Genomic DNA, 19786 nt, shown 5'->3' with positions numbered 1-19786 from the left:
CCTCTAGCCACGGTTGGTAATCAGTGTACCGACACCTTCATCGGTGAAGATTTCTAACATGCATGAGTGTTCAACGCGGCCATCGATGATATGGGCGCTTGTCACACCGTTTTTAACGGCGCTCAGTGCACAGCCGATTTTTGGTAACATGCCGCCATAGATGGTGCCATCATTGATAAGTTCATCAACTTCGTGGGTAGTTAAACCGGTAAGGATGTTTCCATCTTTATCCATGAGGCCCGCAATATTGGTCAGTAATATGAGCTTTTCTGCCTGCATCACTTCGGCGACTTTACCGGCAACAAGATCGGCATTGATGTTGTACGACGCACCGTCTGTGCCGACCCCTATAGGGGCAATAACCGGAATGATGTTGGAGTTCACGAGCATATCTAACACGCTAACATTAACGCTGGATACTTCGCCTACGTGGCCAATGTCGATAATTTCAGGTACTTCCATCTCCGGTGTTTTGTGCTCTATGCGGAGTTTCTTGGCTTGCAGAAGCTTTCCATCTTTACCGGTTAAACCGATCGCTTGACCACCGTTATTGTTAATTAAGCCGACAATCTGTTTATTAACGGCGCCGCCTAATACCATCTCTACGACATCCATCGTTTTTGAGTCGGTGACGCGCATCCCGTTAATAAAATGAGATTCGATATTTAAGTCATTGAGTAGTTCGCCGATCTGTGGGCCGCCACCATGCACGACAATAGGGTTAATGCCGATGAGCTTCATCATTACAATATCGCGGGCAAAGCTGTTTTGTAGCTTTTCGTCGATCATGGCGTTGCCGCCGTATTTAATGATGATTGTTTTTCCAACAAACCGTTGGATATAAGGCATTGCTTCACTAAGAACATGAGCCGTTGTCATGGCTTCTTTGCGTGTAAGAGGCATAGTCGATCCTTTAAACCGGTTAAACACGGCAGGCTGTGCCCGCCGTGGTTGTCATTTATTCGTGAGGGATGATGAGGGTACTATCTACTTCATGTAGTTTCTGCTCAAACTCACGTCTTATTCTTTGTAAGACTTCTTCAGTTTCCGCTTCAAAGCGGAGTACTAAGACAGGTGTTGTGTTCGAGGCACGTATCAGCCCCCAACCATCGGGGTAATCAACGCGCACGCCGTCAATGTGGTTTGCAACACCGCCTGGGAACGTTTTTGCTTGCAGGGCTGTGACGATATCGAATTTATTTTCATCCGTTACCGTAATATTCAGTTCTGGTGTGCTGATATCTTCTGGGTACTGGGTGAAAAGCTGTTCCGCCGTTTTGTCTGTATTGGTTAGGATTTCCAATAGGCGAGCGGCACTGTATAGGGCGTCATCAAAACCATACCAGCGCTCTTTAAAGAATATATGTCCGCTCATTTCGCCGCCTAAGAGTGCGCCAGACTCTTTGATTTTCTGCTTAATTAGCGAGTGACCTGTACGCCACATGGTGGCTTTGCCGCCTGCTTCTTCGATTACTTTGGCCAGAAGGCGAGAGCATTTAACATCGAAGATGATCTCAGCACCTGGGTTGCGTTTTATGATCTCTTCAGAGAAAAGCATCATGACACGATCAGGGTAAACAATGTTCCCTTCGTTTGTGATAACGCCAACACGGTCACCGTCGCCGTCGAAGGCTAAACCAAGATCAGCACCGGTCTTTTTGACCATCGCAATAGCATCTTGTAGGTTTTTTGGTTTGCCGGGGTCCGGGTGGTGGTTAGGAAATGTACCATCGACTTCGCAGTACATAGGGATAATGTCGCAGCCGAGCTGTTCAATTAGCTGGGGCGCGAGTTCTCCGGGAATGCCATTACCGCAATCGACAACCACTTTGAGTTTTCTATTAAGCTTAACATCACCCAATATTCGCTGTAGGTAGCGCTGACGAATATCTAACACTTCGTGTGTGCCTTCACCTTCAGAGTAATTTTGCTCAAGAATCCGGTGTTTTAGATTTTGTATATCATCGCCGGATAGCGTGTGGCCATTGAGCATCATTTTAAAGCCGTTGTAATCGGCGGGGTTGTGACTACCGGTAATCATGACGCCCGTGCATTGGTCATCTTGGTAGGCTGAATAGTAAAGTGTGGGTGTAGGTACATAGCCAATGTCAGTGACATTGCAACCTCCATCCATTAGGCCTTCACTGAATATTTCTTTTAACGAGGGGCTAGATAAACGCCCGTCAGCTGCCACATTCACGTGGTTTATGCCTTGGGATTTAGCTTCGGCTGAAAATGCGCGGCCTAAGTGATATACCGTGCTGTCGGTTAGGGCTGTGCCCACTATCCCACGAACATCGTAGGCACGAAAAATCGAATGATCAATTTCGTTTAATGTATAGCGCATGTTAATCCTTTAATTTGCATAAAATGAATAAGGGAAAACCAATACATAGTTAGCGTGCTGGTGGCGTGTATTGGTTAGCGATATGATCGATCAGCTGGGTCGCTAGCTTACGTTTTGATGTTTGCGGCAATGTTTCAGCGCCTGAGTGGGTGACAACTGTGACCGCATTTTCATCACTATTGAAGCCTATATCATTACGGGAAACATCATTGGCGATGATCATATCTAGATTTTTACGTGTTAATTTATCTTTAGCGTATTTTAAAACATCCCGTGTTTCAGCGGCAAAGCCAACGGTAAAGGGCTTGTTTTCCATGCTGGCCACCGTCGCCACAATATCGGGGTTTTTAACAAGGTGTAACTCCATGATCTCTTCTGAACCTTTTTTGATCTTGTGCTCAGAGACCGCGGTTGGTCGATAATCAGCCACGGCTGCCGCCGCTATAAAGATGTCGCAGTGTGCCAGTCCTTGTAGTGACGCTTCGAGCATCTCTTGCGCGCTTTCTACTGTGATGGTTTCTATGCGTGCGGGGGGTGGGAGCGTAACGGGGCCGCTTATCAGTTTAACTTTTGCACCCGCTTCTGCTGCGGCTTGGGCTAAGGCATAGCCCATCTTCCCCGAACTGTGATTCGATATGTAGCGCACGGGGTCGAGTGCTTCACGGGTGGGGCCCGCGGTAATAAACACTGTTTTTCCAGTGAGCGTGCCTGATTCAAACTGAGCGGCTGTTAATAAAGCAATATCGCTCGGCTCTAACATGCGTCCGGGGCCATTATCCCCGCACGCTTGTTCGCCTATACCTGGGCCAAGCAGCGTGACGCCGCGTTTCTTTAAGGTGCTGGCGTTCTCTTGTGTGCCTGCGTCGCGCCACATCGCTTGATTCATTGCCGGTGCGATACAGATAGGGGCTTCGGTGGCTAGGCATAAGGTGGTGAGTAGATCATCCCCCTGTCCAGAAGCGACCCTTGATATGAAATTAGCGCTTCCGGGGGCAATAAGAACGAGGTCGGCCCATTTAGCTAATTCTATATGCCCCATACCTGCTTCGGCTTCAGTATCTAATAGATGAAGGTGAACCGGATTGCCAGAAAGTGCTTGCAGTGTCAGTGGTGTAATAAACTCCGTTGCTGACGGCGTCATGACGACTCTGACATCAGCGCCCGCATTTTTTAGAAGCCGCGTTAATTCGGCGCTTTTGTATGCGGCAATACCACCAGTAATACCTAAAATGATCTGCTTGTTAGTAAGTCTCTGCATACGTGCTGGGTACTGTGATCTGTAGGGTTGTATAAGAAGTGCTGTGTCACACTGACGATTAAGACGGATGTTAACCATATCATTTTTAGTAAAAGTTTCGTAGATTGTATAGGTCTAATTTCAATAAAAAACATCAAGGATTGATGGTATTTAAAGGGAGTTAACTATGTCGATTACGGATTGGCCATTATCTGAGCGTCCCCGAGAAAAATTGCTACATCAAGGTGCATCAGCCTTATCTGATGCGGAGCTGTTAGCGATTTTTTTGCGGACGGGGGTTAAAGGGAAGAGTGCGGTTGATTTGGCGCGGGACCTTTTAAATGATTTTGGGTCCCTGCGAGCGTTGCTGGAAAGTACGCAAGCCTCTTTTTGTGCTGCCCATGGGCTGGGTGTTGCTAAATATGTTCAGCTGCAGGCCGTACTTGAAATGAGTCGGCGGCATTTGCGTTCATCCATTGAGCGCGGCGATGCAATGGAAAACCCTCAGCAGGTGAGAGAGTATTTAAGTTTAAAGCTGCGTCATCAATCCCGAGAAGTTTTCGCCTGCTTGTTTTTGGATAACAAACATCAAGTGATCAATTATGAAACGCTATTTTTAGGCACGATCAATGCGGCCGCGGTTTACCCCCGTGAGGTTGTGGCTCGGGCGCTGGCGAATAATGCGGCGGCGGTTGTGCTTGCGCATAACCACCCTTCCGGTGTCGCAGAGCCGAGCATGGCAGATCAACAGATAACGGAACGTTTGGTTAAAGCGCTGAATATGATTGATGTTCGAGTGATCGATCATATGGTTGTGGGGGATAGAGAGGTGGTTTCGTTTGCAGAAAGAGGGTTGTTGTAAACAAAAGTGCTTTTAGACTAGTGCTGTTGGTTTTACTTGTGTATAATGCGCGACCTTCTATCCACACTCCGGTACGGTAGTTTGTTCAGTTACGGGACGCTCCGCCTAAGAGATAGCTTGGAATCTGATGAGTGCAGATATATCCAACGTGTTTTGAATAGCCATTATTTGACTGTTTAAGGCCACAGAAGGCTATTTTGATAAATTTAAAGGGTAGAAACGTAACCATTAATCTATAAGGCTATTAATATGTCTAAAGTTTGTATGGTAACTGGCAAGCGTCCAGTTACAGGGAATAATGTTTCCCACTCACAGCGTAAAACTCGTCGCCGTTTTCTTCCAAACCTGCATTGGCATCGTTTTTGGGTAGAGAGCGAGCAGAAATTTGTTCGTATTCGTGTATCTGCTAAAGGTATGCGTATCATTGACAAAAAAGGTATCGACGCAGTTCTTGCTGATGTTCGTGCCAACGGCATTAAAGTATAAGGAACTGAATCATGGCTAAAGGCTCACGCGAGAAGATCAAACTGGTTTCTTCTGCCGGTACAGGTCACTTTTACACTACTGATAAGAACAAACGTAACACTCCTGAAAAGATGGTGTTCAAAAAGTACGATCCAGTAGTGCGTAAACACGTTGAATATAAAGAACACAAAATCAAATAAGATTTTAAGTTCTTCAAAAAAATCCGATCTTGTATCGGGTTTTTTTTTGTTTTAAATTTCGGGTCTTAGCATTAAGGTGAGGTTTGGTGATGTCGGCTGGCAATGATCTGCAGGCTTTCTTCCGCAAAACCTAGGCCTGCTTCAGTATAGAAGTTAAATACATTATCAATGCCACCCTCCACGAGGATGTCGTGTTCATCTGGGTAGCGGGCGATGGCTGCAATATCACCTGAATAGTTTGCATTCCGCAACTGTCTGGCTATGTTGAGGATGTCATCAATTGAGGGCAGGGCAAGCAAAATGAGTTTGATGTCATTGGTATTCATGTTGCTCCAAAGGTCCGCATCTTCACCATCACCATAGAATACGTGCAGCCCTCTCTCTTGGAATTTCTTGATGCGGTTACGGTCAGCATCCATCCCCCATACTTTATCGCCTACAATGTTATGCAGCGCTCTAAATGCACCTTTACCGACACGCCCAAGGCCGATGACTAGAATTTCGGAGTCTTTCGGCTGAATGAATATGTCGTTTGTTAGGGGGGTGTTGCTCTCATAACGTTTAATGTTTTGCTTGTAGCGCGCAAAAATGGAGTGGGCTGAGCGGTATACAATACTGGTTAATATAAAGGAGATAGATACAGCTAAGGCCAAGATGACTAACCACTCTTTGTTTAACCAGCCGCTATCGACGCAAAGGTAGGCCACGATAAGGCCGAATTCACTGAAGTTGCTGAGCGCAAGTGCGCAAAGATAGGATGTTCTGCCTCGTAAATTTAGCTTTGTAAATAATAAGAAGAACATGAAGTACTTGAATGGGATTAGGACTGCCAGAGCGAGCGCCATGCCAAGCATCGGCCAGCTAGGCAGCGCGGTGAAGCCAATGGATAGGAAAAAGCCGATAAGAAATAGGTCTTTAAAGCTAAGAAGTGATTTTGTTAACTCACTGGCTTTAGGGTGTGTGCTCAGTAACATGCCGACAATTAATGCACCTAAATCGCCTTTGACCCCAACGAGGGTGAACAGCTCATAGCCACCTAGGGCTAAGAAAAATCCCGATAGTGGTAAGAGTTCGCCATGGCCTGCGCGCATAAGTAGGTGATTCAATAGCGGCCTGACTAGGAGTAAACCAAATAGTCCTAGTGCCCAGATTGACGGCACTTTACCCGTTGCGAATGCTAAAAATAGAACGGCAACAATATCTTGCATAACTAACACGCCGATAGCGAGCTGGCCATGTCGTGTTTGCATCTCTCCATTTTCTTCTAAGAGTTTAACAATGCATACGGTGCTGCTGAAACTGAGTGCAAAGCTGATGAGTGCGGCTGATTTAAGGTCAAGTCCGGTAAAGAATGGCACAGACATGATCGACAGTAATAATAATATTGAGCCGACTAATAGTGTCCATAGCCCCATATGTGACAGGCTGCTTACCCAGACCTCTTGCCTTAATAGGTCCTTTATATTTAGCTTTAGGCCTATAGTGAAAAGCATCAAAGTGATACCTAGATCAGCCAAGCTGTCTAAGCTATCAATGGGCTCTATGCCGATGAAATTAAGGAAAAAACCCGCAAAAAGATAACCAATAAGCGGTGGCATTTCGATTAAACGTAGCGTGTAACCACAAACAAATGCAAAGAGTATCCAGATAAAATCCATAAGCTATTGAGGCTGCCTGATAAATTAGCTTTATATAGTAAAGGGGTGAAGTTTAACACGCTGATTTTGCGCTGTGGATTGGCTTTTAGCACTTAATTCTTTGTTTTGTGTTAATCTGGTAGAGACTTTTCTTGATATGATGAGTGTAATTAGTTACATCGATGCCAGAATTACCTGAAGTAGAAACCACCTGTCGCGGTATAAGCCCCCATATTAAGGGCGAGACGTTGACTAAATTGAAAGTACGAAACCCGAATTTAAGATGGCCCATTCCTGATTTTCTTGCAGAAAGAATAGAAGGTAAACGGGTGTTAGATGTTTATCGTCGGGGGAAGTACATTTTAGTTTGTTTTGAAGGTGGCCAGGTCATGCTCCATTTGGGGATGTCTGGAAGCCTACGGATTGTTGATGAGGGCATTGAACCTCAAAAGCATGATCATGTGGATTTTTGTTTTTCCAATGATCATATTCTTAGATTGACCGACCCTCGCCGATTTGGCTCTGTTTTGTGGCAGCCAGAAGGCGAACATCACGCGTTACTTTATAAGCTGGGGCCTGAACCACTGAGTGAATCGTTTAATGTCGATTATTTAGTGGGTTGTTGTGCCAGTAAAAAGACGGCTATTAAATCGTTAATTATGGATAGTAAAGTCGTCGTGGGTGTTGGTAACATTTATGCTACAGAAGCGCTATTTATTAGTGGAATAGATCCACGAAGGTCAGCAGGGAATATTTCCAAAGCGCGGCTTCTTATATTGGTTGATGCCATTAAAGATGTACTTGCCGCCGCGATAAAGCAGGGAGGCACTACGTTGAAAGATTTTGTCGGTAGTGATGGTAAACCCGGTTACTTTCAACAGAAGCTACATGCATATGGCCGTAAAGGAGAGCCTTGTGTTAACTGTTTAACTCCTTTGACTGAAGTGCGATTAGGGCAACGCTCTACCGTTTTTTGTAAGCATTGCCAGAGATAATATTTATGACTGTACAGATTAGACCCCCCGTTTTATCCCAAGAAAGTAGTGCTTTTCGTGCTAATTTGCGCGAAAAGCTCAATGTTGAATCTTACCTGAAAGAGCGGACTGCTTTTTGTGTAGGTGAGAAGGCTGTTCATTGTGAGTTGTATGAATACGGCCCAGAAGCCCCCACTATCTTATTTTTACCCGGTATCGGCACCTACTGTGAATTGTATGCTGAGTTGCTGGCTGAGTTGTCAAAGAAAGGCTTTAATGTTGTGGGTATCGACCCGCTAGGCCATGGCTACTCTGCAGGTACGCGAGGCGATTACACGGTTGAGCAGATGTGTGAAGCGGTCTCGGATGTATTAGATGTACTTGAACAGCGCTTTGACGGGCCTTTTGGTATTTATGGCTACTCCATCGGTGCTTTATTAGCGATGGCTGCAGCAGAAAAGGATGATCGATTAAGTGCCGTTTTATGTGGCACGTTGCTGGTCCCTGATGTGGCGCCTGATATGGGCTATCGCATGGGCTGGAATTGGACATGGGCATCGTCGCTTATGATGCCGGGGTATAAAGTGCCTTTGAAAACGTTTGTAGATTTTGAGCAGTTGCTTAAGGGACACCCTGTCGCGCAAGAGATTAACCAAGACCCGTTAATTGTTTTTGACTACCCCCTTCGAACGTTGTCGAGCCTGTTTAATTACCGGTGTGACATCGTTAATCGTGAGTTTGATTTTTCTGCTGCTATTTTGCATGGCGATCAAGATGAAGTGTTGCCATTGAGCTATTCCCGTCGAGTAATGAGTTATTGCGACCAGCCTTTAGAGTTGTTGGTTATGGATAATGAAGGGCATATGGTGCCTTTAATGAAGCCTAAGATCGTTGTTGAGATGGCTGCGCAATGGTTTACGCGGCAGTTTATGAAGGAGATGGCAGAGGCTGTGCTTTAACTTAGTGTTGTCATAAAAATGTAAATACTCATTCATCGGAATGTCACCTTGACTGCTCATTATCTTTGGGTATGACAAGAGTACTTGGAGACCTCCGAATATGAGTGCTATGAAGTTTCTTACCGCGTTTGACCTATTTGCCTTTAACTGGTGTTTAGGTTTACCGCAAGCGCCTCAAATGGCGTTAATTAGTCGTCAAATTTCGCGCCTAGGTGATGGTGGTTTTTATCTGCTGTTAGGTGTCTTTCTAGCGATCTTTGAGCCTGTTTCAGGAATGGCTTTTCTGATCGCAGGATTATTTGCTTACTCAATTGAACTGCCGCTCTATTTACTGCTAAAAAATACGATTAAGCGAGATCGCCCGTGTGAATCGCTTTCAATCGAAGCCTACATCGTCCCTTCTGATAAATTTAGCTTTCCGTCAGGGCATTCCGCTGCCGCATTTGTATTTGCGGTATTAATTGCCCATTTTTACCCTGCATACGCTGAGTTTGCTTATAGTTGCGCCTTGATGGTCGGGGTTTCTCGGATACTTTTAGGTGTTCATTACCCGTCTGATATTGTAGCGGGTGGCGTGTTAGGCCTTTGTAGCGCGACCTTCGCGTTAAGCTTTTTGCCTGTGTTGATTGTGCTTTAGCTGATGAAAGTACTTTATGGTGTTCAGGCGACAGGTAATGGTCATATTACGCGTGCACGGGTAATGGCCCCTGCGTTAGCAAAAGCCGGTGTAGAGGTTGACTACCTTTTTAGTGGGCGAGCGCCTGATGGCTTCTTTAATATGGAGCCTTTTGGCGAGTATCAGTGTAAACGGGGCTTAACCTTCTATATGGAGGGGAGTAAGGTCGATAAGTGGAAGACGTTGACCGGTAATAACCCGCTAAGGTTGGTGCAAGATATTTTAGCGCTCAATTTAGATGACTACGACCTTGTTATTACTGATTTTGAGCCGGTGACCGCATGGGCCGCCAAGCTTAAAGGTGTGCCGAGTATAGGTATTGCCCATCAATATGCTTTTTTGCATCAACTACCTGACTCAAAGTCAGGTTTTTTCTTTAGGCATCAAATTAAATGTTTCGCGCCCGCTAAAATTGCGGTCGGTATTCATTGGCATCATTTTAATCAGGCGATCTGTCCCCCTTTGATTCAACCGCCGCTATTTCCCCCCGCTAAGTGCGCAAATAAGGTTGTTGTCTACCTGCCCCATGACAATGTGGAGATGATTAAACGGGCGTTAGCGGTGCATAGTGCATACGATTTTTTTGTGTATGCACCGGTTGATCAGGCGTTAGATGACGGTAATGTGCATTTTCGGCCATTTGCGCGTGAAGGTTTTCATCGTGACTTATCGGATTGTGCCGGTGTTATTTGTAATTCTGGGTTTGGCTTGCTGAGTGAGGCTATACAGTACGGTAAGAAGATTTTAACGTTACCGCAGCTGGGGCAGGCTGAGCAGGAATCTAATGCGGAAGTGCTTGAGCATTTAGGCTTGGGCACGGTTATTCATGATCTTTATTCTGAGCGGGTGGCACAGTGGCTGGCGTTGCCTATGCCTGAGCCTCAGCTATTTCCAGACTTAGCAACAGTGTTAGCGGAATGGATAGCGGCGGGTTGTAATCGTACCGTGCAGTCAGTTGTTGATGATGCCTGGAGTCGTACCTGTAGGCCCAGCGTTTCTGGCGGGTAATCAAATCTTAGTAGATGTTTAACGGGATGTCTTTGCAGCTTAGTTGTCTGTCGCTACACGATCTGTGTGTATGGCTTCAATGGGGATTGAGCGGTTAAAGAGCATAACCGTTGATATAGATAAGATGTAATAAAGGTAAAAGGGATGCTTCACTCCTTGAGGCATCCCCTTTATTGGCTTCCATAATCCTTGCGGCAAAAAATCCTAGGGCATCATTGCCATCCATTCCGCTTCTCGAGGCCGTCCTTCGTATTCGTTCCATGAACAGGAGATCCACGTATTCAATTATGCCGTTTACCGAGCGTATAGATATAAGAAAAATTCCTAATTTTGTCTTTAAGCTGATCTTGTACAAGATCGAAGGTACAAAAAGAGCGCTTCAATCCGTTGAGTCGCCCTTATATATTGGTATCCCTTTTCCCTGCGGAGCCCGAAGGCATCTCCCTGAGTGCTGCCTGCCGTCATTCCGCTTAACGGGGTCATCCATTTGGTGCTATCCCTGTACTGGCGTTCCATGTGATTAATTATGGTTGTTTTATGGGATAAAAAAATAAGAAAAATTCTACATTTTAGATTTTTACCTAGGTTTATGCGTTTTTATCTTGTTTATCGCTACTTTTTGTTAGGTTTTGGTTTACTGACTGGACATAGGGTGAGGGGATAATTAAACTAATGGCTGTTTTTTGGTCGGGGTGCCCTTGGGGGCTGAGACTATACCCGTTGAACCTGATCCGGTTTGTTCCGGCGTAGGAAATCCAGATGTTGATAAGCACATTTCAAGTTGACCATTTTGCTGACCTCCGCGTACGTATCGAGGTTAGTCATGTCTGATAACTCTTTTAAAACACCTAATGTATTGACTATCGCAGGGTCTGATTCCGGCGGTGGTGCGGGCATTCAGGCAGACCTTAAAACATTTTCAGCGCTCGGGGTTTATGGCGCATCAGTGATAACGGCATTAACCGCTCAGAATACAAAAACAGTGGCCGGTATTTATCCAGTGACACCCGATTTTGTAACTCTGCAGCTGGAGACGGTATTTTCTGATATTGATATTGCTGTCGTCAAAACTGGTATGTTGGGCAGCGCCGATATGGTTGAAGCTGTTGTCGCATTTTTATCGGGTGTTGATACGCTTAAGCTGGTGGTTGATCCAGTGATGATCTCTAAAAGCGGTAATGCGTTGCTGTCGCCTGATGCGGTTGCTGTGCTCATCGATAAGCTAATGCCGTTAACGTATGTGATTACACCAAACTTGCCTGAAGCGGCTGCGTTACTGGGTGAAGATGAGCCTGACTCAGTGGCGGGTATGAGGGAAATGGCGTTAAGGCTCCATGCGTTAGGTGTGCAAAATGTATTACTGAAGGGTGGGCACCTGAATGGTGGCTATTCTCCAGATATTTTATTTGATGGCACTAGGTTGACGGAGTTTCCGAGTACTCGGATTGTGGCTGAAAACACCCATGGTACCGGTTGCACATTAGCGTCGGCGGTTACCGCTTATTTAGCGCAAGGCCTCCCTATTGCTGAGGCGGTGGGTAAGGCAAAAGAATATATTACAGCGGCGATTAAAGCGGCTGATCAGTTAAACGTGGGTGCAGGCCATGGCCCCGTTAATCATTTCCACAATATCTGGTAGCAATGGCGCTACTCTGTGCTGTGAAAAAAACAATAATGATAGGTTGGACGATGGACGATAATAAACAAGCAGAACAGCATGGTCTGGCATTGAGCCAGACGGCACAGGTTGACCGCGATTCGGTTCAGCCATTTCCTAAATCTAAAAAGGTTTATGTCGAAGGTTCACGGCCTGATATTCGTGTTCCTATGCGTGAAATCACGTTGGACGATACGCCAACGGATATGGGCGGTGAGAAAAATGATCCGCTATATGTATATGACACTTCAGGTCCGTATACCGACCCGGATGTCGTCATTGATGTACGTAAAGGGTTGGCGCCTGTTCGAGAGCAGTGGATTTTAGAAAGAGGGGATACGTGTGAGCTTGATAAGCTGACCTCTCAGTATGGCCGTGTGCGAGCTGCCGATCTGCGTTTAGATGAATTGCGTTTTGAGCTAACGCGTAAGCCGTTACGTGCTCAAGAGGGTAAAAATGTTACCCAGCTGCATTACGCACGCCAAGGTATTGTTACGCCTGAAATGGAATATATCGCGATTCGCGAAAATATGAAGTTAGCGAAAGCACGGGCGGACGGCAATATTGTTGCTGAACAGCATCCTGGTTTTAATTTCGGTGCGAACTTACCCGATGAAATTACGCCGGAATTTGTTCGTCAAGAGGTGGCTGAGGGGCGTGCAATTATTCCTGCGAATATTAACCACCCTGAAGTGGAGCCGATGATTATCGGTCGTAACTTCTTGGTTAAAATTAATGGCAATATTGGTAACTCTGCGGTCAGCTCTTCGATCGAAGAGGAAGTTGAAAAAATGACATGGGGTACACGCTGGGGTGCGGATACCATCATGGATCTTTCAACCGGGAAAAATATCCATGAGACCCGCGAATGGATCATGCGTAACTCCCCAGTGCCTATTGGTACAGTACCTATTTATCAGGCACTAGAGAAAGTAAATGGTGTTGCTGAAGATCTAGATTGGGAAGTGTTCAAGGATACATTGATTGAGCAGGCTGAGCAGGGTGTGGATTATTTCACAATTCATGCGGGTGTATTGCTGCGCTATGTACCGATGACGGCTAAACGTATGACCGGTATTGTTTCCCGTGGTGGTTCTATCATGGCGAAATGGTGTTTAGCTCACCATCAAGAAAACTTCCTTTACACTCACTTCGAAGATATCTGTGAGATCTGTAAGGCTTATGATGTTTCTTTCTCATTAGGCGATGGTCTGCGTCCAGGCTCGGTTTATGATGCGAATGATGAGGCCCAGTTCGCAGAGCTGGAAACCTTAGGCGAGTTGACTAAGATTGCTTGGAAGCATGATGTTCAGGTGATGATCGAAGGACCGGGTCATGTTCCTATGCACATGATCAAAGAGAATATGGATAAGCAGCTAACTGAGTGTCATGAAGCGCCGTTCTATACATTAGGCCCGTTGACGACTGATATTGCGCCAGGCTATGACCATATTACGTCGGGCATTGGTGCGGCGATGATTGGTTGGTACGGCTGTGCGATGCTTTGCTATGTTACGCCAAAAGAGCATTTAGGTTTGCCAAATAAGGATGACGTGAAAGAAGGTATTATCACGTATAAAATTGCGGCGCATGCTGCTGATTTGGCAAAAGGTCATCCGGGTGCTCAGATTCGCGATAACGCGATGTCCAAAGCGCGTTTTGAATTTCGTTGGGAAGATCAGTTTAATATTGGTCTTGATCCTGATACTGCGCGTGCTTACCACGATGAAACATTGCCTAAAGAGTCGGCTAAAGTCGCTCATTTCTGTTCAATGTGTGGGCCCAAATTCTGTTCTATGAAGATCTCTCAAGAGGTTCGCGAGCTAGATGCTGAGCAAGTGGCAGCTATTAATGCGCAAGCGGAGCAGGGGATGCAAGAGAAATCAGCTGAATTTAAAGATTCAGGCGCTGAGATCTATCATAAGATATAGTTATCTAGGGCTATGTAAAAAGCCGCTTATATAGCGGCTTTTTTGTGCCATGTTGTCCGTGTTTTGTGGAGAGTAATGTGTCAGATGAATGGGTAAGTTATATCGCCGTCGGATCTATGATTGTGTTTGCATTCGGCATAGTGACGTTGAATGCCTTTCGTCGTAGAAAGGAGGTGCCACCACCTTTAGCGTCAAATGATCGTAAGCTTTATCGGTTGTGGCGCTCTGACCCTGACGCTTATCAACGTCAATATGGGCAACTTGATGAGCAGTATCGTCAGGCCCAGAATGAGAAGAAGCGAGCTAATAGCAACTGATTTGTTGATCCCAAAAGGTCTCTAAATGACGGAGCTGTTCGCGTAGTGGATTAAAATCGCCTCCCTCCAATACCTGTTCGGCATTAATTAATTCTAGCTGTTGATCGAATAGCTCAGAGATTAAGGCGTGAATGGTTAACCCTTTTGTGCTCAGCTTGATACGCACTGAGCGTAAATCATGTTCGGAACGCTCTTGTGTTATGTATCCGTTACTGACCATCTTTTTTAAATTGTATGAGACATTTGAGCCTAAATAGTAACCCCGTGTGCGTAGCTCGCCTGCGGTCATCTCGCGATCGGCAATGTTGTGCAGTAGAAGGGCTTGTACACTATTGATATCAGCATAGCCCAACGCTTCAAGTCTGAACTTTAAGAGGTCGAGGATTCGTCGATGTAAGCGTTCGATTAGGCGTAGGCACTCTAAAAAGTCGGTTCGATTACGGGGTGCTGTGTCTAGGTTCGGATCGCTCATTAGATTGTGGCCTTTAATGTGTTACTTGTTAGTGATCTTAGAATATTAGTATTGATTACTAAGGTATGGCAAAGGTTATCATCAGGTTATTGCGCTCGGCGTGATTCATTTGAAATATTTTTTAGTAAACCTGTATAACTCTGCTAACCTTGTAAGAGGCTTAATGAAATCTGAATATTTGGTTTTTAATCAAGTTTAAAGGTGCGTTAAGTCTTGTTCCAGCGAATAGATCCTCTCTCGATAACGGCAAACTAAGAGTAATCTTAGGGCGCAAAGTCACAGATCCCAAGGGATGGCTGGGCTACCGAAAGAGAGGTTTACTATTTCTGTCGTAAAGGATGCTCTGCTGGGAGTTGTCGTTCCATCCAAAGTGCTAGCTTATGTTTCATTTGCATCTCATTGTCTTGGCCTTTGGCAAGTGGCTGTATAAGGCCGTCTTGCACTAAAAGTCGGTAGATTGCTGTAATCTTATTTGAGGCGCTGTCGCTGGATTCGAATTTGCCAGCACCACGTTTTTCTAAATAAATAGCGCCAACGCGTAGTGCTTCCTTCACTAACTCTGCTTCATGTTTATGCTTTTTCATAATCGCCGCTCTGTTTGATGCTTATGCATTCACTTTGAATAGAAAATCGATAAAAAACAAGTCTTTGTGGTAATTATTAACGATGTTCTATGGTTGTATTAGACGTCGTAGTTCTTGGCGTTGTAAAGCATCATTTGTGTTTAGATCCGAATCGTCTAGGTTAAACCTTGCCTTTTAAGCCACACCCATTGATATAATGCTGGTTTATTGCACCCTATCCTAGAGATGAGTATGAAGTACCGTATTATTCCTGTGACGCCTTTTCAACAAAACTGCACCCTTGTTTGGTGTGAAAATACTAAAAAAGCGGCGGTGGTTGACCCTGGTGGGGATTTAGATCGAATTTTGGCGGCGGTTGAAGAGGAAGGGGTGGTATTGGAAAAAATCATGCTTACCCATGCACATATTGATCATGCTGGTGGTACGGCTGAACTGTCGACTAATTACCATCTACCGATTGAGGGCCCTCACCGCGGTGACCTGTTTTGGATCGAGGGTATGTCGCAGCAATGCTCAATGTTTAACTTTCCGCCGTGCGATACGTTTACGCCTACCCGTTGGTTAGATGATGACGATGAGGTTAGTGTGGGTGAGGGTGTGTTTAAGGTCGTTCACTGTCCTGGGCATACGCCTGGGCATGTGGTGTTTTATAATGAAGACGACCAGATGGCGTTGGTTGGGGATGTGTTATTTCATGGCTCTATAGGCCGCACAGATTTTCCGCAGGGTAATCATCAAGAGTTGATCGACTCGATTAAAAACAAGCTGTTTCCTTTAGGTGAGTCGGTCACGTTTATACCGGGTCATGGTCCAGGCTCGACATTGGGTGTTGAGATGACGAGTAATCCTTACGTTCGTTAAGGGAGTCGGGCGGTGTGGTCTGATAGTCGGCTGAGGACATCTCATGTAAGCGGCTGAGTGTCCGTTTAAACGGTTCTTTTAACAGCTCGCCCTTATAGAGTTGTTCTGCTATATCTTCGGCGTTGATGTATAGGTTAACGCGACAGTCGTACAGCTCGTCTATCAGGCTGATGAAACGTCTTGCTGGATCGTCATGGTTGTTTTGTACAACTTGGCGTAGACCTGTGGTGTTGAATGCGCCGACGCTATCTTCAGTCCCCCGTGCTTTGATCTGCTCTCGGCTCTGGCCTTGAAAACGCGGTACATTGCTTAAGCAGACATGTGCATAAGTTGAGGCGAGCTCAATATAGTCCCTTGCTGATCTAGGTCCTTCACAGAGATCCGAAAATTCAAACCAAATAACATCTTCGCTTCGGGCTATGCAATTTATCTTGCGTTTACACAGTGTCACGGGTTTAGTTATTTGGTCGCTGTAGTGGCGAGTTAGGCGGGTATATATTTTTTGTAGAGCGTTATTATCCTGTACAAAATAAGCTTGGCTTGGTGGGAGATCCCTGAGGCGATGGTCGTTGCCGTTATCTAAGGGGATGATATGCATAGCGTGTTTGATCATTTCAATTGATGGTAAAAAACGATCTCGATGTAGACCATCCGCATACAGTTGTTCAGGCTCTGTATTGGAGGTGCTAATGATAACCACCCCTTGTGCAAACAGTGCACGATACAGTCGCCCGAGTAGCATCGCATCACCGATATCGGATATAAAAAATTCGTCGAAGCATATAACACTGTATTTGCGGCTGAGTTCGCTGGCAATGTAGGTGAGTGGGTCGGGCTCGCCTGCGTGAATAAAAAGTTGCTGGTGGATCATCACCATAAATCGATGAAAGTGGAGTCTAATGTGTTTCTCTGGCGCTAAGCATTGGCAGAATAGATCCATTAGCATGGTTTTTCCTCGCCCTACAGGTCCCCAAATGTAAACCCCCGGTACAGATATAGGCTGTTTTAACCAGGTGGTGAGCCATTTCCTTTTATGTGTGTATTCCCGTTGCTGGAGTTGATCTAAACATTGCTGTAAACGCTGAACGATCTCGACTTGTGCTGGGTCGGGAGTCAGTTGAGCTCGCTTCGAAAGGTGTTGGTACTGTTGTTCGATAGAGTGGATAACAAGTGTCATAGGAAGCAGCTTATGGGTTGAGATGGTAAGGAGCGCTAATCATCTACATCTTAAAATTATTTATGCAGGAGTAGTGCGAGTTGGAAAAACGCATCATCAAGCTTCTTGTTCTTCTCAATCACCTGCTTTAATGGGGTGTCGGTGATAATGCTATCACGTACCCCAATCATGACGTCATTATAACCGGCACATAAATAATCAACGGCGGCCGCCCCTAAGCAGGATGCTAGGACACGGTCATGACCTGATGGACTGCCTCCCCGTTGTATATGTCCTAAAATGCAGACTTTTGCCTCTAGTTGATGTTGAGCTAATACGTTAGCTAGGTGGGTTGTTAAACCGGGTGTTTGTCCTTCGGCAACCACAATGATGCCGCTCGCGCCTTTGCCTAATAAACGATTATTCGCCAATTGGAAGCATATGGTTTCTGCTTTGGTTTCATATTCAGGAACGACAACCATCTCTGCGCCGCAAGCTATGCCTACGTGTGTCGCGATAAAGCCGGAGTTTCGCCCCATAACCTCGACTAGGAATAGACTTTCATGCGACAGGGCGGTATCACGTATTTTATCAATGGCATCTAGGGCGGTATTGACTGCTGTATCAAAACCTATCGTATCATCAGTCCCGTAAATGTCGTTGTCGATGGTGCCCGGTAGGCCGATCACATTAATATTGTTTTCTTGAGTGAGTAGGTGCGCGCCAGTCAGTGAGCCATCTCCACCAATAACGATTAACGCATCGATATCTTTTTCTTTTAAGACCATCGCTGCTTGGTGGCGAACCGCTGGGTCCTTAAAGGCTAAGCAGCGGTCGCTTTTTAATAATGTGCCCCCCCGTTGAACGATATTTGTCACTGATGCCGAATTCATTTCGGTCATATCGCCGATGATTAAGCCGCTGTAACCCTTAGTGACGCCATAAACTTTGATCCCCTTATGTAATGCCGCACGCACAACGCCTCGAATGGCGGGATTCATCCCAGGGGAGTCTCCTCCGCTGGTTAATATTGCAATCGCCCGAGGTTTTTTATCGCTTGAGGGTAGAGAGGGGATCTTATACATGTGAACCTCAATAAAGGGTTTATCTCTTTTTAAACTTTAATTGCCCTTGTCGATAAGGGCAAATCTATTTGTAAACTATAGTTTGCCTGCGCTGTAAGACGTCTGTATTAATATGGATTAATTCGGCGGCATGGGAAGAGGTATGATGGGGTGCTTCTCATGCTTAGTGGGGCAAAGCTGGATTGTGCTCCCGTTGGTTCTCTCTCAGGAGTTTTTAGTTGTGTTCTATTCGCGTTTTTTTATAAATCTAGGACTGTGGGTTGTGCTTTTTTCAGGCATGGCTGTTGATGTGGCCGCTGCTGAGTCGATCACTCTTGGTAGTGGCGGTGTAACCGGGGTTTATTATCCAGCGGGTAGAGCGTTGTGTCGTTTAGTGAATAAGGAACGCTCAACACACGGTATTCGTTGTGCGGTTGAATCCACCAGTGGCTCCCTCTATAACTTGGACGCCTTGGGTGCTCAAGAACTTGATTTAGGCATTACGCAGTCCGATTGGGAGTACCATGCCTATAAAGGGTCGGGGCAATTACTCGATGTTGCGGCTAACTCGGATTTGCGCACAGTGTTTTCGATGCATACGGAAGCGTTTACCGTCGTTGCGCGTGAAGATAGTGGTATCCGCAGTATTGATGATATTAAAGGTAAACGAGTTAATCTTGGGAATCCAGGGTCGGGGCAGTATGCAACGATGAAAATGTTGATGAAGGCTAAGGGCTGGACAGAGGATGATTTCTCTCGTGTTTTTGAAATGAGTGCCTCAAATCAAGCGACAGCGTTATGCAATGACCAGATCGATGTCATGGTTTATATTGTTGGCCATCCGAGTGGTGCAATTAAGGAAGCGACTACCTCATGTCGTAGTGTAATAGTGGATGTGACAGGGGATGAGGTGGATCAGTTGATTAATAGTCACAGCTATTACCGTTTTGCTTCTATTCCTGGGGGAATGTATCAAGGCAATAAGCGAGAAGTGGCGACATTTGGTGTAGGTGCTACGCTTATCTCTTCAGCGCATGTTTCAGACACTGTCATTTATCAGGTGGTTAGATCGGTGTTTGAGCATTTTGACGAATTTAAACGATCGCATCCTGTTTTTGCGCGTCTAACTAAACAGCAAATGGTTGCAGATAGCCTGTCGGCCCCCTTTCATGCGGGCGCCGTTAAGTACTATAAAGAAGTGGGGCTGCTAAAATAGAGCCTTATTGTTTACGCTTTAACCAAAAAGCACGGAGTAACCCTTTAATCTCACTTTTCTTCCTTTATTTTGCAGTTTTTTAGTTTTGGCTGTTGACGTTGTTTAGGAAGTGTCTATAATTCGCCGTCCTTGCTTAGGGAGGCCCGCAAAGCGGCGCTGAATG

Annotated in this window: 20 protein-coding genes and 2 riboswitches; of the genes, 12 read left to right on the top strand and 8 right to left on the bottom strand. The window is 45.7% G+C overall.

Translation table 11 applies throughout. The features are described from left to right. Positions 1-3: 3 nt before the first annotated feature. The 3 genes from argB to coaBC are packed head-to-tail and all read right to left on the bottom strand — an operon-like array spanning position 4 to position 3605. On the bottom strand, positions 4-903 hold the full coding sequence (gene argB, locus A3773_RS15640; RefSeq protein WP_067988017.1) for an acetylglutamate kinase: 900 nt from the start codon (positions 901-903) through the stop codon (positions 4-6). Positions 904-958: 55 nt separating this feature from the next. Then, entirely contained in the window at positions 959-2347 is a 1389-nt protein-coding gene (locus A3773_RS15635; RefSeq protein ID WP_067988014.1) for a phosphomannomutase/phosphoglucomutase, read from the bottom strand. 49 nt (positions 2348-2396) lie between these two features. After that, positions 2397-3605 (bottom strand): bifunctional phosphopantothenoylcysteine decarboxylase/phosphopantothenate--cysteine ligase CoaBC, encoded by a 1209-nt coding sequence (gene coaBC / locus A3773_RS15630; RefSeq protein WP_067988012.1) that lies wholly within the window; start codon positions 3603-3605, stop codon positions 2397-2399. Positions 3606-3771: 166 nt separating this feature from the next. On the opposite strand from coaBC, the gene radC reads away from it, so the two are divergent. From radC to rpmG, 3 genes are all read left to right on the top strand, one after another. Then, on the top strand, positions 3772-4446 hold the full coding sequence (radC, locus tag A3773_RS15625) for a RadC family protein (protein WP_067988009.1): 675 nt from the start codon (positions 3772-3774) through the stop codon (positions 4444-4446). Between the two features lie 249 nt (positions 4447-4695). Continuing rightward, positions 4696-4932 (top strand): 50S ribosomal protein L28, encoded by a 237-nt coding sequence (gene rpmB, locus A3773_RS15620; RefSeq protein WP_067869297.1) that lies wholly within the window; start codon positions 4696-4698, stop codon positions 4930-4932. A gap of 11 nt (positions 4933-4943) precedes the next feature. Then, positions 4944-5111, top strand: coding sequence for a 50S ribosomal protein L33 (gene rpmG / locus A3773_RS15615; RefSeq protein WP_067988006.1), 168 nt, complete (start codon positions 4944-4946; stop codon positions 5109-5111). A gap of 71 nt (positions 5112-5182) precedes the next feature. On the opposite strand, the gene A3773_RS15610 is transcribed toward rpmG, so the two are convergent. Continuing rightward, complete coding sequence (locus tag A3773_RS15610) at positions 5183-6769, bottom strand: cation:proton antiporter domain-containing protein (RefSeq protein ID WP_067988003.1); 1587 nt, start codon at positions 6767-6769, stop codon at positions 5183-5185. Between the two features lie 161 nt (positions 6770-6930). Here A3773_RS15610 and mutM point away from each other — a divergent pair, with 161 nt between their 5' ends. The 7 genes from mutM (at position 6931) to A3773_RS15575 (ending at position 14270) form a co-directional block, all read left to right on the top strand. Continuing rightward, positions 6931-7743: a bifunctional DNA-formamidopyrimidine glycosylase/DNA-(apurinic or apyrimidinic site) lyase gene (gene mutM, locus A3773_RS15605; protein ID WP_067988000.1), complete on the top strand. Its 813-nt coding sequence runs from the start codon at positions 6931-6933 to the stop codon at positions 7741-7743. Positions 7744-7748: 5 nt separating this feature from the next. Next, the gene (locus A3773_RS15600; protein WP_067987996.1) at positions 7749-8681 is read left to right on the top strand and encodes an alpha/beta fold hydrolase; all 933 of its coding nucleotides are present in this window, start codon (positions 7749-7751) and stop codon (positions 8679-8681) included. 100 nt (positions 8682-8781) lie between these two features. Next, positions 8782-9318, top strand: coding sequence for a phosphatase PAP2 family protein (locus A3773_RS15595; protein WP_156473555.1), 537 nt, complete (start codon positions 8782-8784; stop codon positions 9316-9318). A gap of 3 nt (positions 9319-9321) precedes the next feature. Next, positions 9322-10365, top strand: coding sequence for an MJ1255/VC2487 family glycosyltransferase (locus A3773_RS15590; RefSeq protein ID WP_067987993.1), 1044 nt, complete (start codon positions 9322-9324; stop codon positions 10363-10365). 678 nt (positions 10366-11043) lie between these two features. Further along, positions 11044-11135, top strand: a riboswitch (TPP riboswitch). A gap of 53 nt (positions 11136-11188) precedes the next feature. Further along, on the top strand, positions 11189-12004 hold the full coding sequence (gene thiD / locus A3773_RS15585; protein WP_067987990.1) for a bifunctional hydroxymethylpyrimidine kinase/phosphomethylpyrimidine kinase: 816 nt from the start codon (positions 11189-11191) through the stop codon (positions 12002-12004). Between the two features lie 50 nt (positions 12005-12054). Further along, entirely contained in the window at positions 12055-13953 is a 1899-nt protein-coding gene (gene thiC, locus A3773_RS15580) for a phosphomethylpyrimidine synthase ThiC (RefSeq protein ID WP_067987986.1), read from the top strand. 77 nt (positions 13954-14030) lie between these two features. Further along, complete coding sequence (locus A3773_RS15575; protein WP_231902226.1) at positions 14031-14270, top strand: hypothetical protein; 240 nt, start codon at positions 14031-14033, stop codon at positions 14268-14270. Here A3773_RS15575 and A3773_RS15570 read toward each other — a convergent pair. Continuing rightward, positions 14257-14742 carry a MarR family winged helix-turn-helix transcriptional regulator gene (locus A3773_RS15570; protein WP_067987980.1) on the bottom strand — a complete coding sequence of 162 codons (486 nt, stop codon included), beginning with the start codon at positions 14740-14742 and terminating at the stop codon, positions 14257-14259. The genes A3773_RS15575 and A3773_RS15570 overlap by 14 nt on opposite strands. 235 nt (positions 14743-14977) lie before the next feature. Further along, a riboswitch (cyclic di-GMP riboswitch) is annotated at positions 14978-15051 on the top strand. 11 nt (positions 15052-15062) lie between these two features. Then, positions 15063-15326 carry a DUF5062 family protein gene (locus A3773_RS15565; RefSeq protein WP_067987977.1) on the bottom strand — a complete coding sequence of 88 codons (264 nt, stop codon included), beginning with the start codon at positions 15324-15326 and terminating at the stop codon, positions 15063-15065. 231 nt (positions 15327-15557) lie between these two features. Between A3773_RS15565 and A3773_RS15560 the strand changes: the two genes are divergently transcribed. After that, positions 15558-16187, top strand: coding sequence for an MBL fold metallo-hydrolase (locus tag A3773_RS15560; protein WP_197462807.1), 630 nt, complete (start codon positions 15558-15560; stop codon positions 16185-16187). On the opposite strand, the gene zapE is transcribed toward A3773_RS15560, so the two are convergent. Both zapE and pfkA read right to left on the bottom strand, forming a co-directional pair. Beyond that, positions 16120-17364 carry a cell division protein ZapE gene (gene zapE / locus A3773_RS15555; RefSeq protein ID WP_067987970.1) on the bottom strand — a complete coding sequence of 415 codons (1245 nt, stop codon included), beginning with the start codon at positions 17362-17364 and terminating at the stop codon, positions 16120-16122. The two genes, A3773_RS15560 and zapE, sit on opposite strands and share 68 nt — an antisense overlap. 56 nt (positions 17365-17420) lie before the next feature. Further along, positions 17421-18428, bottom strand: coding sequence for a 6-phosphofructokinase (gene pfkA, locus A3773_RS15550; protein WP_067987967.1), 1008 nt, complete (start codon positions 18426-18428; stop codon positions 17421-17423). A 130-nt stretch (positions 18429-18558) separates the two neighbouring features. Here pfkA and A3773_RS15545 point away from each other — a divergent pair, with 130 nt between their 5' ends. Then, on the top strand, positions 18559-19623 hold the full coding sequence (locus A3773_RS15545) for a TAXI family TRAP transporter solute-binding subunit (protein ID WP_231902225.1): 1065 nt from the start codon (positions 18559-18561) through the stop codon (positions 19621-19623). Positions 19624-19786 lie beyond the last annotated feature (163 nt).

This window comes from Neptuniibacter pectenicola (genome assembly GCF_001597735.1).
Lineage (GTDB): Bacteria > Pseudomonadota > Gammaproteobacteria > Pseudomonadales > Balneatricaceae > Neptuniibacter > Neptuniibacter pectenicola.
This window is presented reverse-complemented; position numbering and strand designations above follow the sequence as displayed.

Coding starts and splice junctions, on each gene's coding strand:
- argB (WP_067988017.1), bottom strand. CDS start 903: ATGCCTCTTACACGCAAAGAAGCCATGACAACGGCTCATGTTCTTAGT.
- A3773_RS15635 (WP_067988014.1), bottom strand. CDS start 2,347: ATGCGCTATACATTAAACGAAATTGATCATTCGATTTTTCGTGCCTAC.
- coaBC (WP_067988012.1), bottom strand. CDS start 3,605: ATGCAGAGACTTACTAACAAGCAGATCATTTTAGGTATTACTGGTGGT.
- radC (WP_067988009.1), top strand. CDS start 3,772: ATGTCGATTACGGATTGGCCATTATCTGAGCGTCCCCGAGAAAAATTG.
- rpmB (WP_067869297.1), top strand. CDS start 4,696: ATGTCTAAAGTTTGTATGGTAACTGGCAAGCGTCCAGTTACAGGGAAT.
- rpmG (WP_067988006.1), top strand. CDS start 4,944: ATGGCTAAAGGCTCACGCGAGAAGATCAAACTGGTTTCTTCTGCCGGT.
- A3773_RS15610 (WP_067988003.1), bottom strand. CDS start 6,769: ATGGATTTTATCTGGATACTCTTTGCATTTGTTTGTGGTTACACGCTA.
- mutM (WP_067988000.1), top strand. CDS start 6,931: ATGCCAGAATTACCTGAAGTAGAAACCACCTGTCGCGGTATAAGCCCC.
- A3773_RS15600 (WP_067987996.1), top strand. CDS start 7,749: ATGACTGTACAGATTAGACCCCCCGTTTTATCCCAAGAAAGTAGTGCT.
- A3773_RS15595 (WP_156473555.1), top strand. CDS start 8,782: ATGAGTGCTATGAAGTTTCTTACCGCGTTTGACCTATTTGCCTTTAAC.
- A3773_RS15590 (WP_067987993.1), top strand. CDS start 9,322: ATGAAAGTACTTTATGGTGTTCAGGCGACAGGTAATGGTCATATTACG.
- thiD (WP_067987990.1), top strand. CDS start 11,189: ATGTCTGATAACTCTTTTAAAACACCTAATGTATTGACTATCGCAGGG.
- thiC (WP_067987986.1), top strand. CDS start 12,055: ATGGACGATAATAAACAAGCAGAACAGCATGGTCTGGCATTGAGCCAG.
- A3773_RS15570 (WP_067987980.1), bottom strand. CDS start 14,742: ATGAGCGATCCGAACCTAGACACAGCACCCCGTAATCGAACCGACTTT.
- A3773_RS15565 (WP_067987977.1), bottom strand. CDS start 15,326: ATGAAAAAGCATAAACATGAAGCAGAGTTAGTGAAGGAAGCACTACGC.
- A3773_RS15560 (WP_197462807.1), top strand. CDS start 15,558: ATGAAGTACCGTATTATTCCTGTGACGCCTTTTCAACAAAACTGCACC.
- zapE (WP_067987970.1), bottom strand. CDS start 17,364: ATGACACTTGTTATCCACTCTATCGAACAACAGTACCAACACCTTTCG.
- pfkA (WP_067987967.1), bottom strand. CDS start 18,428: ATGTATAAGATCCCCTCTCTACCCTCAAGCGATAAAAAACCTCGGGCG.
- A3773_RS15545 (WP_231902225.1), top strand. CDS start 18,559: ATGGGAAGAGGTATGATGGGGTGCTTCTCATGCTTAGTGGGGCAAAGC.